Annotated in this window: 12 protein-coding genes; 7 read left to right on the top strand and 5 right to left on the bottom strand. The window is 65.0% G+C overall.

Annotated features, from left to right (window positions below):
• Window positions 1-11: 11 nt before the first annotated feature.
• The 4 genes from meaB to miaA all read left to right on the top strand — a co-directional run bounded on the left by meaB (window position 12) and on the right by miaA (window position 3,680).
• On the top strand, window positions 12-965 hold the full coding sequence (gene meaB, locus GX444_06215) for a methylmalonyl Co-A mutase-associated GTPase MeaB (protein NLH48182.1): 954 nt from the start codon (window positions 12-14) through the stop codon (window positions 963-965).
• Window positions 966-1,164: 199 nt separating this feature from the next.
• Complete coding sequence (locus GX444_06210; protein NLH48181.1) at window positions 1,165-2,070, top strand: hypothetical protein; 906 nt, start codon at window positions 1,165-1,167, stop codon at window positions 2,068-2,070.
• The gene (locus GX444_06205; protein NLH48180.1) at window positions 2,071-2,745 is read left to right on the top strand and encodes a hypothetical protein; all 675 of its coding nucleotides are present in this window, start codon (window positions 2,071-2,073) and stop codon (window positions 2,743-2,745) included.
• Window positions 2,746-2,750: 5 nt separating this feature from the next.
• Complete coding sequence (miaA, locus tag GX444_06200) at window positions 2,751-3,680, top strand: tRNA (adenosine(37)-N6)-dimethylallyltransferase MiaA (protein NLH48179.1); 930 nt, start codon at window positions 2,751-2,753, stop codon at window positions 3,678-3,680.
• On the opposite strand, the gene GX444_06195 is transcribed toward miaA, so the two are convergent.
• Entirely contained in the window at window positions 3,664-3,816 is a 153-nt protein-coding gene (locus GX444_06195; protein NLH48178.1) for a hypothetical protein, read from the bottom strand. The two genes, miaA and GX444_06195, sit on opposite strands and share 17 nt — an antisense overlap.
• A 133-nt stretch (window positions 3,817-3,949) precedes the next feature.
• On the opposite strand from GX444_06195, the gene GX444_06190 reads away from it, so the two are divergent.
• From GX444_06190 to GX444_06180, 3 genes are all read left to right on the top strand, one after another.
• Window positions 3,950-4,561 (top strand): hypothetical protein, encoded by a 612-nt coding sequence (locus tag GX444_06190; GenBank protein NLH48177.1) that lies wholly within the window; start codon window positions 3,950-3,952, stop codon window positions 4,559-4,561.
• Window positions 4,562-4,766: 205 nt separating this feature from the next.
• Window positions 4,767-7,403: an AAA family ATPase gene (locus GX444_06185; GenBank protein NLH48176.1), complete on the top strand. Its 2,637-nt coding sequence runs from the start codon at window positions 4,767-4,769 to the stop codon at window positions 7,401-7,403.
• A 110-nt stretch (window positions 7,404-7,513) separates the two neighbouring features.
• Window positions 7,514-9,580: a tetratricopeptide repeat protein gene (locus tag GX444_06180; protein ID NLH48175.1), complete on the top strand. Its 2,067-nt coding sequence runs from the start codon at window positions 7,514-7,516 to the stop codon at window positions 9,578-9,580.
• Here GX444_06180 and GX444_06175 read toward each other — a convergent pair.
• The 4 genes from GX444_06175 to GX444_06160 are packed head-to-tail and all read right to left on the bottom strand — an operon-like array spanning window position 9,577 to window position 14,003.
• On the bottom strand, window positions 9,577-10,425 hold the full coding sequence (locus GX444_06175) for a glycosyltransferase (GenBank protein ID NLH48174.1): 849 nt from the start codon (window positions 10,423-10,425) through the stop codon (window positions 9,577-9,579). The two genes, GX444_06180 and GX444_06175, sit on opposite strands and share 4 nt — an antisense overlap.
• Entirely contained in the window at window positions 10,418-12,127 is a 1,710-nt protein-coding gene (gene asnB / locus GX444_06170; GenBank protein ID NLH48173.1) for an asparagine synthase (glutamine-hydrolyzing), read from the bottom strand. The genes GX444_06175 and asnB overlap by 8 nt, the downstream gene beginning before the upstream one ends.
• On the bottom strand, window positions 12,127-12,849 hold the full coding sequence (locus tag GX444_06165; GenBank protein NLH48172.1) for a glycosyltransferase family 2 protein: 723 nt from the start codon (window positions 12,847-12,849) through the stop codon (window positions 12,127-12,129). The genes asnB and GX444_06165 overlap by 1 nt, the downstream gene beginning before the upstream one ends.
• A gap of 14 nt (window positions 12,850-12,863) precedes the next feature.
• Complete coding sequence (locus GX444_06160) at window positions 12,864-14,003, bottom strand: glycosyltransferase family 4 protein (GenBank protein NLH48171.1); 1,140 nt, start codon at window positions 14,001-14,003, stop codon at window positions 12,864-12,866.
• Between the last annotated feature and the right edge of the window lie 111 nt (window positions 14,004-14,114).

Here is a 14,114-nt window from a genome sequence, read left to right as displayed (position 1 = left end):
TGATCGAGCGCATGCTGGCCGGCGATCCGCGTGCTCTGGCGCGCTTGATCTCCCTGGTCGAAAACCGGCATCCGTCGATGCCCGAAATCATGAAGCGCGTCTACGAATGCGCCGGGCAGGCTCGCATCATCGGCATCACCGGCCCGCCCGGCGCCGGTAAATCGACGCTGGTCGACCAACTCGCCGGCGAATATCGCGCCCGCGGCCTTAAGGTCGGCATCGTGGCCATCGACCCCTCCAGCCCGTTCTCGGGTGGCGCGCTGCTCGGCGACCGGGTCCGGATGATGCGCCACGCGGCGGATCCCGGCGTTTTCATCCGGGCGGTCGGCACGCGCGGCAGCCACGGCGGCCTGTCGCGCGCCACGCGCGAGGTCGTTCATTTGTTCGACGCGGCCGGCTACGAGATCGTGTTGGTCGAAACGGTGGGCGTCGGCCAGACCGAACTGGATATCATGGAACTGGCCCACAGCATTCTGGTGGTGCTGGTGCCGGAAAGCGGCGACACCGTGCAGACGATGAAGGCCGGGCTGACCGAAATCGCCGACTTGTTCGTGGTCAACAAGGCCGACCGCGACGGCGCCGATCGGCTGGCCAAGGAACTCGAGGCGATGGTGGAACTGGCGCAACGGGCCGATTGGTCGCCGCCGGTGCTGCTGACGGCCGCGTTTCGCGGGCAGGGCATCGACCGGGTGGCCGAGGCGCTGGATCGCCATTACGAATTTGCCCGCGACCGAGGCCTGTTCGAACGGCAGCGGGCGGCGGCCAATCTGACCGAGTTCGTCGAGGTGATCGTCGACGAGATCGGCACGCGCATTCGCGGCGGCGGGGCGTCGAACGACCTGGAGCGGTTGATCCGGCAGGTGCGGCAGGGAGAACTCAATCCGTATCTCGCCGCGTTGCAGGTCTTGCACGATCCCGGCCGGCTCCGGGACCTGTTCAACGACCCGGAAAGCGAGGACAATTAGCCGGGTGTTGAGAAACACCCGGCGTGCGATCCATGGATGGATCGCCATTTTCGGTAACTTCCGAAGTTGCCGAAAATGAAGCGAAAGAAAAACCACGCTTTTTGTTGAGCGCGGTTGAAAAAGGCCAGGACGGCCTTTTTCAACCGCTTGTTAGGTGATGAAACGAGCGAACCGGCGAAGCGGTTCGGGAGGCATGGCTATGATGCGGGTTTGGCGCCGGCGGTTGCTGTTCGGCGTACTGCTGGCCTGGGCGGCGCTGCTTTTGACGGGTTGCCCCGAGCGGATCGTCGACACCGAGGAAGAGGATCCCGACATCAATCCGCCCCTGGTGGTGGAAACGTTCGACGCCGAAGCCGGCGCCGGCAACGTGCTGCTAACCTGGGGCATCGCCGGCGAGGATAATACCGAGGATCTCGACGAGGATCTGCAGGAGGATTTGCAGGACGCCAACGAGGATCTGGAAGGCGTACTGATCGTGCGCGCCACCGACGATTATCCCGACGCCCTGCCGGTGCGGAGCGAACGGTACCAGGTCGGCGACGCGCTGGGCGCTGGCGTGGTGATCGCCAACCTGTCGCGGCACGTGAAGGAATTCGTCGACGATGATGTGACGATCGGCGGCGTCTACTACTACGAGGCGATCGCTTACGACGAATTGCCCAATTACGCCGAGTCGGCGCGCGCGGCGGCGGCGCCGGGTTCGCTGGTCTGGGCGCGGCTGGCCCACACGCAAACGACACTCGCCGACGACCGCGTGCTGCTCGCCGGTGGAATCGGCCACGCGGGGCCGCTGGATCGCGCGGAAATTTTCGATCCGGCGACGGAACGCTTCACCGCGGTGCAGAACCGCATGCACAAGGAACGCTTCAGCCACACCGCGACGCTGCTGGACGACGGCCGGGTGCTGCTCGTCGGCGGCTACGAGGAAGGCTTCGCCCAGACGTTGAATTCGGCCGAGATTTTCGATCCCGACGACCAAACCTTCACCCTGGTCGACGACCGGATGGAGATCGGCCGCGCCCTGCACACCGCGACGCCGCTGCCCGACGGGCGCGTGCTGATCGCGGGCGGTTCCGACGGCGTCAACGCGCTGGATACGCTGTAGGTGTTCGATCCCGCGGCGCTGACCTTCACGCTGCTGACCGACGTGCTGCCGAATCCGCGCTACGGCCATACGGCGGCGGTGATCGGCGATGGGGTGGTCATCTTCGGCGGCTTCGACGGCTTCCAGACGGTGCCCGGCGCGGCGGCGGTGCGCCTCGACAACCTGCGCGTCACCGACCTGCAAGGCATCCCCGACCACGAAACGCCGATGCAGGCGGGGCGGTTGAACGCCACGCTGACCGAATTGGCCGACGGCCGCTGGCTGATCGCCGGCGGTTTTTCCGGCACGCTCTCCGGCGGCGCCGAAGTCGCCACCGCCGAGCTGTTCGCGCCGGCCGGTGATCCGTATTTCGCCTTCACCGGCTCGCTGCTGCAGGCGCGCAGCGGGCATCGCGCCGCGGCGCTGGCCGACGGTACGGTGTTGATCTGCGGCGGCATCGCCGATCAGGTCGTGCTCGACAGCGCCGAGCTTTATCAGCCCGACCAGGAAATCTTCGTCGGCGTCGGCGCGCTCAATTCGCCGCGCACCGTGCCCGAAATCGGCCGGCTGCCCGACGGCCGCGTGCTCGTCACCGGTGGCAATCGCTCCGTCGATCTGTTCGCCCCCGATCCCGCGGCGACGGCGGAACTGTACGATCCCGACACGCAATCCTTCGCCGTCGTCGGCGCGCCGTAAACCGAATGACGGACGCGCGGCCCAGGCTGATCGTTGTCTGCGGCCCGACGGCCACCGGGAAAACCGCACTCGCCCTGGAAATCGCCGGCCGGCTGGGCGGCGAGATCATCAACGCCGATTCGATGCAAGTTTACCGGCACATGGATATCGGCACGGCCAAACCGCCGCCCGCGGAACGCGCGCGTGTGCCGTTTCACCTGCTCGACGTCGCCGATCCGGACGACACTTTCAGCACCGGGCGCTTTCGCGAACTGGCCGGCGGCGCGGTCGCCGCGATCGCGGCGCGCGGGCGGGTGCCGATCGTGGCCGGCGGCACCGGCCTCTACATCAAGGCGTTGACCAAGGGTTTGTGGGAAGGGCCGCCCGCGAATTGGGAACTGCGCCGCGGTTACAAAGAACTGGAAGCCGCGACGCCGGGCAGTTTGCACCGCCGTTTGCAGGAGGTCGATCCGCCGCGCGCCGCGCAAGTTCATCCCGCCGATTACGTGCGGCTCGAACGGGCGCTGGAAGTCTTCGATCTGACCGGCAAGCCCCTCAGCCGTTGGCAAGCGGAGCACGGCTTCGCCGACGCGCCCTATCGCCTGGTGAAAATCGGCTTGACGTTGCCGCGCGACGCGCAGGCCGTCGCCATCGATGAGCGCGTCGACGAGATGATGGCCAACGGCTGGCTGCGCGAGGTGCGTCAATTGCGCGCGCTCGGTTACGGACCGGACTTGCCGAGCCAGGCCGCCATCGGGTATCGCGAATTGCACGCGCATCTGGACGGTCGGCTTACGTTGCGGGAGGCCGTCGAGCGGACCAAGGCCAGCACTCGGCAATTCGCGAAACGGCAACGCACCTGGTTCGGCGCCGACCGGGATATCCGTTGGTTCGACGCCGATCGCGATCGCGCCGCCGCCGTCGCCGCGGCCGACGAATTCATCCACGTTTCTTGACGCCGCGAATCCACTGCCGGTTTTCAATTGACAGCGAACCTCCTTTGCGGTAGGTGACGAGCGACACATCCGGGGAGGACATCGTGAACGTCAAGCGCGCCATCGTCTTGTTGTCGGGAGTGACTTTGCTTTTCATCCTGGCCTACGTTTTTCAACAAGTCGGACGCTGAGCCGCGACGTTCGCCATCCCCGGAACTACCGGCAGGACGGGGGTTGTTGTGTCCGGCGAACGAAGCAGAATCAGAACCGCTCGCGGCGGCCGGTGAATCATGCCGATCATCCACGAACGCATCAGTCGGTTGCCCGCCGAATGGCGGACGTTGCTGGCGGAGATCGATCTCCGGAGCGGTGAGCGCAAGATTCCCCTGCGCCGGCCGTCCCGGCTGTTCATTCTGGCGGCGGCGCCGTTCGCGCCGCTCGGCCTCGCGGTGATGGTGCTGGGCGCCGCTGGCCTGGCGTTGCATCGTTTTCCGACGACGCTCGCGGAACTGCTGCTGGCTTGCGGTTTCTTCGCCGCCGTCTTCATGGGTTTCCCCGGCTGGCGCGCGCTTTACCGGCGCTGGTTTCAAGCGCGCTATTACGTGTGCCTCGATCCGCAATTCTTCGTCGAGCGCTACGATCGCAATGTCACCCTCATTCCGTGCGAACGCCTGCTGCACGTGCACGAATCCGTTTCCGTCGCCGACCTCAGCACCTGCCTGGTTTATCGCGATGTCGACGGGCGGCCGTGCACGTACGTCACGAAAAATTGGTACGCGACGCCCCACCGCTTGCCGACCGATCTGGTGGCGATGATTCAACAAACTTACGGCATCGGTCCACCGCGCGCGCGCGGCCGCGGCAATGCGCCGGCGAGTGCGCCGCGCAGTGCTGAAAAATAAGGGCTCCCAAAGCGCGCCGCCCATCTCGCGCCGCGGACCGCGAGAAAAAATTAACCGGACCGCGCGCCCGACGAAAATGACGAAACAAAAAAATCGCACCGGAAAAAATCGCCGCGAAGAAATCGCCGAAGTGAATTTTTTTCTTGCGTAATGCAATCGATGGCGATAAAAAAAGCTAACTAAGAATTAACTACTCGGGGAGTAGATGGCGAGATTCAGCGGCGAGTCCTTCCTTTTATCGCCCGACCAACTTCGCTGGCGTTGCGATCCTGCCTGCTTCCAATTCAAGACGACGAAAGACGCGACGCCGCTGGACGGCGTGCTGGGGCAGGCGCGCGCGCTGAAGGCCATCGAGTTGGGGCTCGACATTCGGGCTCCCGGTTACAACATCTACGTCAGCGGCCTCGCCGGCACCGGCAAGATGGCGACGATCAAGGCGTTGTTGAAAAAGATGAACGGCATGGCGACGCCGCCGCAGGACATCATCTACGTCAACAACTTCAAAGACGCGCAGAAGCCGTGGTCGATCAAACTGCCCGCGGGGCAGGGCGCCGAATTCAAGAAAGACATGGCGGAACTGGTCGAGGATCTGAAGCGCACGGTCCCGAACATCTTCGACAACCCCGAATACAAAGATCGCCGCGACGCCATCATCGAAGAGCATCGCAACCAGCAAAAAGAAAATTTCCGCCAGCTCGAAAGCACCATCAAGAACGAAAATTTCTCGATGGTGCAGGTGCAGATGGGCCCGTTCACGCGGCCGATGATCCTGCCGCTGATCGACGGTCAGCCGGTGCAATTCGAACAACTCGAGAATCTGGCCGCCAACGGCAACTTCCCGACCGACACGTTGCAGCGCCTCAAGGAACAGCACGCCGTGCTGCGCAACGAACTGGAAAGCACCATGAAAAAAGTGCGCCAGATCGAACGCAACATGCGCGAAGCGCTCAACGAACTCGAGCAGAGTTACGGCTACCACATCGTTTCCGATCTGCTGACCGACCTGCGCGAGAAATACCGGATCGAAAAAGTGCTCCGCTACCTCGACGAAGTGCAGGAAGCCGTGCTGTCGGACATCACGCGCTTCAAAGAGCACGAGGAACCGGCGCAACAGCCGGTGCCCAATCCGTTCGCCGACATGAGCGGCCCCGACGAGTTCCTCGATTTCCAGGTCAACGTCATCGTCGACAATTCCCAGACCGACAAACTGCCGGTGATCATCGAAAACACGCCGACCTACAAAAACCTGTTCGGCTTCGTCGAAAAGCAGATCAACAAATTCGGCAACTGGGCGACCGACTACACCAAGATCCGCGCCGGCAGCATCCTGCAAGCCGACGGCGGCGTGCTGGTCATCAACCTGCTCGACGCGATTTCCGAGGCGGGCGTCTGGAAAAACCTCAAGCGGGCGCTGAAAACCCGCGAACTGGAAATCGAAGGCTGGGACGCTTACTACTGGATGCTCGTTTCGAGCCTGAAGCCCGAGCCGATTCCGATCAACCTGAAGATCGTCGCGATCGGCGACGCCTGGCTCTTCCAGATGCTCTATCATTACGACGAGGACTTCCGGAAGATCTTCAAGGTCAAGGCCGACTTCGACTACGAAATGGAAAAGAACGCCGAGATGATCGTGCGCTACTCGTCGTTCCTGCACAAAATCATCACCGACGAAAACCTATTGCACCTCACGGCCAAGGCGGTCGCCGCGATCACCGAGGAAGGCGTGCGGATGGCGGGGCGGCAAAAAAAACTGTCGACCCGTTTTTCGATCATCGCCGACATCGTGCGCGAGGCCGATTACTACGCGCGGCGGGAAAACAAAAAACTCATCACCGAGCAGCACGTCGCCCAGTCACTCGCGGCGCGGCGCGAACGCCTGTCGCTTTACGAAGACAAGCTGCAAGAGCTGATCGACGAGGGCTTGATCCTCATCAGCTCGACTGGCGGCGTGGTCGGCCAGGTCAACGGTCTGGCCGTGACGATGCTCGGCGACTATGCCTTCGGGCATCCCTCCCGCATCACCGCGCAGATCGGGTTGGGCACGAGCGGCATCATCAATATCGAACGCGAAAGCAAGATGTCGGGGCGGATTCACGACAAGGGCGTGTTGATCCTTTCGGGTTACATGCGCGGTGTATATCTGCGCGACAAACCGCTGAGCATCAATGCTTCCATCACCTTCGAACAAAATTACAGCGGCATCGAGGGCGACAGCGCCAGCTCCACCGAAATGTACGCGTTGTTGTCCGAACTGTCCGGCCTGCCGATCGATCAAGGCATTGCCGTGACCGGTTCAATGAACCAAAAGGGCGAAATTCAGCCGATTGGCGGCGTCAACGAAAAGATCGAAGGCTTCTTCGAAATCTGCAAGACGCGCGGCCTGAACGGCAATCAGGGCGTGATGATTCCGGTGCAAAACGTCGAAGACCTGATGCTTCCCCTCGAAATCGTCGACGCGGTGAAAAAACACAAGTTCAACTTGTGGGCCGTCGCCACCGTCGATGAAGGCATCAGTCTTTTGACCGGCGTTCCCGCCGGTGAACGGCGGCCGGACGGCACCTATCCGCCCCGGACGGTAAATGGTCTGGTCGATCAGCGCTTGCGCGAGATGGCAATGGCTCTCCGCAAGTTTGGCAAGGGCAAGAAAGACAAGGAAGAGGAGGAGGAAGAGATGCCTACGACCAAAAAAGCCCCCGCGAAGAAAGCCGTGAAGAAAGCCCCCGCGAAGAAGGCAGTCGCCAAGAAGGCCCCGGCCAAAAAGGCCGTGAAGAAGGCCCCGGCGAAGAAAGCGGTGGCGAAGAAGGCCCCGGCCAAAAAAGCCCCGGCCAAGAAAGCCAAGTAAGCAACATCATCGATCGACATCTTAGTTTTTCGCCGGGCGAAAAAATCACCTGACGGTGGTTTTTTCGCCTGGCTCCCCTTTTTAATTTTTATTGCCGGATGACCCCAGCCATGCGTCGGATGACCCCGCTTTTCCTGGTTCTGCTGCTCCTGGCGGGCTTGTCGGCTTGCCTGCCCACGCTGTCCAAGCAACCGCGGGTTTTGCTGATCGGCCTGGACGGCGTCAGTTGGGATCTCTTGCAGGCCATGATGAAGGCCGGCGAGGCGCCGCATTTCAATCAACTCCGCGAAAAAGGCGCGGCGGGAACGTTGACCGGCGACGAACCGTTACCGCCGGCGGCTTTTTGGGTATCGGTGGCGACCGGACGGCCGCCGGCCGAGCACCGCGTGACCGGTCCGATTCGCCTGGACGAACAGACGGGCCGGTTGCTGGCCCCCGAGCGGGCCAGTTCGACGTTGTGGGAAATCGCCGCGCGGCGGCGCCTCCCCGCGGGGGTGATCGGCTGGCCGGGCAGCGCCCCGGTGCCGCCGGACGTCAAGGTCGCTTACGACGATTTCGCCTTTTATCGCGGCATGGGCTTGCTGGCCGAACTGGCTGGTGAAGCGTTGCCGGTGCCCGCGCACGAGCCCGATTACGATTCGTTCGTCGGCCGGGTGCCGCGCGGTGGGCGTTTTTCTTCCCGGCTGGCGCAGGCCTCGCTGCAAGAGGTTCCCGCGCTGGCCGCCAAGGTCTGGCCGCGCCTGCAATTGCTGGCGGTGTATCTCGACGGCCTGAACAGCGCCCGGCACCATGCCGGCGCGGCGCTGGCCGCGGGCGAAGCGGCGGCGGCGCCGGATTTCGGCAAACCGTCGCGCTGGTATGCCCGGGCGGTCGACGAAGCGCTCGGCCGATTGCTGGAACTCGCGGACAGCCGGACGTTGGTCCTGATCGCCACCGACGATCCGAGCTACCTCGCGGGCCGCACGCCGACGGGCGATTTTGCGCATCCCGGACACGGGATCGCGGCGTTGTACGGCCCGAACATCATTCCCGGCTCGACGTTGGAATCGCCGCGAGCGGCGGATTTCGTGCCGACGGCGTTGGCGTTTCTGGGTTTGCCGCAGTCGGCCCAGATGCCCGGCCGCCCGTTCGCGAATGTCTGGAAATCGCCGCCGGCGCAGCTCCCCAAAGTGGCGAGCCTCGACGCGTTCATCCGACGTCCCTACGCCGAGGAAGGACCGCTCCACGACGACGGGATCGTCCGCCGGTTGCAACTCCTGCAAAAAGCGGCCGATCCGCCGCGGCCCCCGTTCGACGACCGCAACCTCTATGCCCTCGAGCTGCTGGCGACCGGCAAACCGCAAGGTTGCCGTTCGGAGGCCCAGCGCGATCTGCAAGAACATCCCGACAACCCGGTCGGGCAGTATCTGCTCGGCGAAACCTTGCTGGTGCATGGCCGGCCGACCGAGGCCCTGGCGCAGTTCGTCGCCGCGGCCGGCCGGCTTGGCGAACGGCCGGCGGGCGAACCCGGGCTCGCGATTCGGGTCGTCGTCGGGCTGGCGACGGCGGCGGTGGAAATGCAGCTCAAGCAAGCGTCGGCGGCGGCCGCCGAGCTGGATCGCGTTCTGGCTCTCGATCCCGGCAACGCCGCGGCCGTGGCCCTGCTGGCGCAAAGCCATTTCGCCCTGGACCATCCCGCGAACGCCGCGACGTTGCTCGATCGCGCCCTGCGCAAGGATCCGGAACAGCCGGCTTTGTGGTTGATGCTGGGACAGGCGCACGAGCGGAGCGGCAATCCGGACGCCGCCCGCGAAGCCTACCGCACCGCGATTCGCCGGGCGGACAAGCCGCCGGTGGAAGCGTATCGCCGGTTGGGCCGCCTCGCCGCCGATCGACAGCGTTGGCGCGAGGCGATCGGCTACCTGCACGAGGCGCTGGACGCGGTGCCGGACGATCCCGCCACCTGGTTGCAACTCGCCCGGGTGTATCAGCGGCGCGAGGATTGGAGCGAGGCCGAGGACGCCGTGGAAAACTGCTTGCGGGAAGACCGCGATTTCGTCGCCGCCTGGTTGACCTGGCAGGAGATCGCCCAGGCGAACGGCGATGAGGAAGGGCGCGCCGCCCTGCTCGCCGCGGCGCGGCAGAGCGCGGCGTTACGGCTGCTCGCCGATCGCGAAAGCGCGGCCGCCGCCGACTAAATTCCGATAAAACTCAAGAGCCAGAACAGCGGCGCCGGCGGATAGAACCAGGCGTAACGCCAGGCGCGCAAATAGGCCCGGCGCGCCGCCGCCGGGAAGCCGTGATGAGCCAGCAGGCGGCCGTGCAGAAAATGCAGGCGCCGCAAGCGGCCGGACAGCCCGGCCGGGCGGTGGTATTCGCGCCGTCCTTCCCGCCAGGCGTTTTCCACCGTGGCGACGGTAGCGCCGATCATCTCGAGCTGCTGGTTCTGCAGTTGCCCCGCATGAATGCGATAGGTCGCCAGCGGTTCGGCGAAAAACCGAACCTGGCCCAGCCGGCTGACGCGCAACCAGAGATCGTAGTCCTCGGCCGGAGAAAAACGCGGATGAAAGCCGCCGGCGCGTTCGAACGCGTCACGGCGCAACAACACGGTGCTGGTCGGAATCCAGTTGTCGAGCAGCAGCCGGCGAAAAACCGACCCGGCCGCGGGTTTCCGCCCCGCCGACTCCCGACGGCCGTCGCTGCGGTCGGCGTCGGCGAAAACCAGCACGGTGTCCGCGTCCGCCACCGCGAGTTGTTTTTCGAGCCGCGTCGGCAGCCAGGTGTCGTCGTCGTCGCAGAAGGCCAGCCAGTCGCCGCCGGCCAGCGATGCCGCCGCGTTGCGCGCCGCCGCCGGCCCGCGCTTCCAGCTTTGGGTGGTCTGCACGCCGTAGCGCGCGGCCAGGGCAGCCGCCGTCCGGCCGTCGCCGTCGTCGGCGACGATGATCTCCTCGGGCGGGCGGGTTTGGGCCAGGATCGATCGCACCGCTTCGGCCGCCATCTCCGGGCGGTCGCGCGTCGCGACGATGGCGGTGACGCTAGGCATGCCAACCGGGGAAGAAACGCCGGAACCACAACTCCAGGCAGATCCGGGAGTAGCGGCCGCGATCGAACTCGCCCCGGCCGGCGGACGGCGGCAGCGGCAGGCCGCGGGCGGCCAGCGATTGCTCCAATTCCTTCGCCCACCCGGCGAGCGGTCCGTCGAGCCATTGCTGGATCGGCACGACGAGGCCCTTCTTGTCCTTGCGGTCGATGATCGCGGCCGGGATCCGGCCGTGCGCCGCCCGGCGCAGAATGATTTTGGCGCCGAGACGCGCCACCTTCAAATGCGGCGGCAGGCGAAAAGCGAATTCGACGAGGCGATGGTCGAGGAAGGGGCAACGATTTTCCAGGCCGTAAGCGGCGGCGGCCCGGTCGTTCATGGTGATCAGGCTGGGCAGCGACAAATGGATATCGGCGAGGCCCAGGCAATCGATCAGGCTGCGCCCGGCCTGGAAATAGGCGCGAATCCGGTCGATCTGCCGTAGCGGGTCCGCGACCTCGGCGCGATGGATCAGGTGATAATAGCGGGCGGCCGGATCGGCGAAGAGATCGGGGCGCCAGAAGAAGCGGGCGAGTGAATGATAGTTGGCCAGTTCGGGACATTCGCCCACTTCGCGCTCGAGGTCCATCAGCAGGTAGCGCACGTAGCCGCCGAAGATTTCGTCGGCGCCCTGGCCGCCGAGCACGACCGTGACGTATTCCTTGGCGCGCCGGGCCAGGCTGAATTCGCTGATCGTCGAGGCGGTGGCGATCGGCTGGTCGAGGTGCCAGACGATCGTTTCGAGGTCGCGTTGCAGATCGGCGGCCGTCGGCGTCACGACGTGCACGCGCGCGCCGATCCGTCCCGCCATCATTTCGGCGTAGGCGAATTCGTCGAACGCCGGCCCCAGCGGGAACCGGCAGATGAAGGTTTCGTTCGGCCGGGCCAGGGAAGCCATCAGGCTGGAATCGAGGCCGCCGGAGAGGAACAGGCCGATCGGCACGTCGGCCGCCATGCGCAGGCGCACGGCGTCGGTGATCAGCGCCTGCAGTTCCTCGACCAGTTCGTCCTCGTCGACCGGCGCGTCGGGGTCCGGTTTCGGAATTTCCCAATAGCGTTCGATCCGCACGTTCTGGCCGTCGTAGATCAGCAAATGCGCCGGCGGCAGTTCGTAAATGCCGTCGAACATCGTGTCCGGGGCGAGCGCCGCGTCGAAGGCCCAGAACGATTCGTCGATCCGCGGCGCGCTTCGCACCTGGGTGAGCAGGGCCTTGATCTCGCTGGCGAGGTAAAAGCCGTCGGCGTTGCGGGCCCAGTACAGCGGCTTTTCGCCGAGGCGGTCGCGGGCGGCGAAAATCCGGGCGCCGTCGTAGATGGCGAAGGCGAACTGACCGTTGAAGCGCGACAGGCAATCGCGGCCCCATTGGCGGTAGGCGTGCAGAATCACCTCGGTGTCGCTCTGGGTCGCGAAGCGGTAATCCGGTTCCAACTCGGCCCGCAGGGCGCGGTAATTGAAAATCTCGCCGTTGTAGACGATCGCGCAGGTCCCGTCCTCGCTGCGGATCGGCTGGCGACCGGTGAACAGGTCGATCACCTTGAGGCGCCGGCTGCCCAGTTGGACCGGGCCGTCCCGGAAAAAGCCTTCTTCATCGGGCCCGCGATGCGTCAGGATACGCGTCATGGGCTCGATTTCGCCTTTGCCCCAAATGGCCGCAATACCGCACATCAGTCTTTCCTCCCGCGGGGCGCCAGCCGGAATTCCCACAACGCGGGCGGAAAATCCAACAACGAACGCAAGGCGAAACGCCAGGGATTTTTAATGAACGATTCGCCGGCCGCCCGCGGATCGAACACCACGGGCACCTGCGCGATGCGGTACCCGCGGGCGTGGATGGCGACGGCGATGAAATGTGTGAAGTTCCGATAACGGAAGCGCGTCTCCAGCACGTCCGCCAGCACCTCGCGGCGGCAGAGCAGAAAACCGCTCTTGTTGTCTTTCAAATGCATGCCGAACAGCAGGTTGAGCAGCAGCGACAGGCCGGCCGTCATCAGCCGGCGCAGCGGCGTGCGGTTGGGTTCGCTGACCCGGGCGCCCTGGACCACGTCGGCCATCGATTCCCGCAGCTTCTCCCGCAGCGCGGGTAGATCCTCGGGCCGGTACTGCAGATCGGCGTCGAGCAGCGCGACGTGGCGGCCGGACGCGGCGGCGAGGGCGGAACGCCACCCGGCGACGATGCCCCGGTTGCCCGCGTGGCGCACCGGCACGATGAACGGGTGCGTTTCGCGCAGGCGCTGGATCGTCAGCCAGGTGTCGTCGCGGCTGCCGTCGTCGACGAGCACCAGTTCGCTCGACCAGTCCCAATGTTCGCGCAGATCGGCGATCCGCCGCACCAGCAGCGGCAGCGCCTGTTCCTCGTTGAAGCAAGGGACGATGATCGAACAATCCACGCTTTGCCCGCTCCTTACCGGGTGGCCAACAAATCGTCGTAGATGCGCCGAGTCTGGGCCGTCATGGCGCTTTCGTCAAAGCGGGTCAGGCTCCGCCGCCGGCCTTCCCGCGCCATTTGCCGACCCCGTTCGGGGTGATCCAGCAGCCAGAGCACCTTGTCCGCCAGCGCGACGGGATCCTTGGGCGAAACCAGAAAACCGGTCTGGCCGTCGTCGATGATCTCCGGCGAACCGCTGGTCAGCGAGGCGACCGACGGCTTTTCCATCGCCAGGGATTCGATCAGGCTCAGCGGATGCCCTTCCCAGAGGCTGCTGAGCACGAAGATGTCGAGCCCCGCGTAGACTTCCGGCATCCGATGTTGCGGGCCGATGAACAGGACGCGATCCTCCAGGCCCAGCCGCCGGGCGCGCTGCCGGAGCGGCGCTTCCTGCGCCCCTTCGCCGATCACCACGAACCGCGCGTCCCCGCGCCGGCCGGCGATCAAGCGCGCCATCTCCAGGAAGTATTCCACGCCCTTTTGCGGCACGAGGCGCGCGGCGGTCCCGATGAGCGGCGTCTGCGCCTCGATCCCAAACGTCCGCCGCAAATAGCCGTTGACCGCCCCGGGATCGAAAACCGTGAAATCGATGCCGTTGTAGATCGTCTGGATTTGTTGCGGCGGGCAGATGCCGAGCCGGATGGCCTCGTCGCGGTCAGTGCCCGAAACCGAGATGAGCCGCGAATGCGCCCGGGCGCAAAGCCGCTCGACGGCCAGGTAGAACATCCGCCCCGTCGGCCCGATGTCCTTGTGAAACGAAAAACCGTGCACGGTGTAGACCGAACGGCGGACCCGGGCCAGCGGTTTGGCCAACGCGCCGTAAAAGCCCGCGCGGGTGCCGTGCAGATGCAACAGGTCGGCCTTGGCGCGGTGGACGAGCCGGGCGATTTGCCACACGGCGGACGGATTGAAGCGGTGTTTCATCAGCGGGACGAAGTGCACCGGCACGTCCAGTTCGCGCAGTTCGTCCACCAGAAAACGGCCCTGATCGGCGATGAGGCACAGGTCGAAGCGGTCGCGCGGCAGATGGCGGCAGAGGGCGTACACGTGCTTCATTCCACCCCCGATTTGGGCTGAATTGATGACGTGAACGATGGAATATTTCTTGCCGTTCATGAAGCCGCCCGCGCGCCGGAATTAAGGTGCCGAACCTTAGCATACGGTCGGAGTGGTCACAAGGCGCGGTTGACCGTCGCCCCATCATCCCGTAGCTTGGCGCCTAAATCA

The organism is Myxococcales bacterium (genome assembly GCA_012517325.1).
GTDB lineage: Bacteria > Lernaellota > Lernaellaia > Lernaellales > Lernaellaceae > JAAYVF01.
The sequence above is the reverse complement of the archived record's forward strand: the minus strand, read 5'-3'. Positions and strand labels throughout refer to the sequence as shown.

Bases quoted from the DNA above. Each gene is read 5' to 3' on its own strand.
- meaB (NLH48182.1), top strand. From the start codon at position 12: ATGCTGGCCGGCGATCCGCGTGCTCTGGCGCGCTTGATCTCCCTGGTC.
- GX444_06210 (NLH48181.1), top strand. From the start codon at position 1,165: ATGATGCGGGTTTGGCGCCGGCGGTTGCTGTTCGGCGTACTGCTGGCC.
- miaA (NLH48179.1), top strand. From the start codon at position 2,751: ATGACGGACGCGCGGCCCAGGCTGATCGTTGTCTGCGGCCCGACGGCC.
- GX444_06195 (NLH48178.1), bottom strand. From the start codon at position 3,816: ATGAAAAGCAAAGTCACTCCCGACAACAAGACGATGGCGCGCTTGACG.
- GX444_06190 (NLH48177.1), top strand. From the start codon at position 3,950: ATGCCGATCATCCACGAACGCATCAGTCGGTTGCCCGCCGAATGGCGG.
- GX444_06185 (NLH48176.1), top strand. From the start codon at position 4,767: ATGGCGAGATTCAGCGGCGAGTCCTTCCTTTTATCGCCCGACCAACTT.
- GX444_06180 (NLH48175.1), top strand. From the start codon at position 7,514: ATGCGTCGGATGACCCCGCTTTTCCTGGTTCTGCTGCTCCTGGCGGGC.
- GX444_06175 (NLH48174.1), bottom strand. From the start codon at position 10,425: ATGCCTAGCGTCACCGCCATCGTCGCGACGCGCGACCGCCCGGAGATG.
- asnB (NLH48173.1), bottom strand. From the start codon at position 12,127: ATGTGCGGTATTGCGGCCATTTGGGGCAAAGGCGAAATCGAGCCCATG.
- GX444_06160 (NLH48171.1), bottom strand. From the start codon at position 14,003: ATGAACGGCAAGAAATATTCCATCGTTCACGTCATCAATTCAGCCCAA.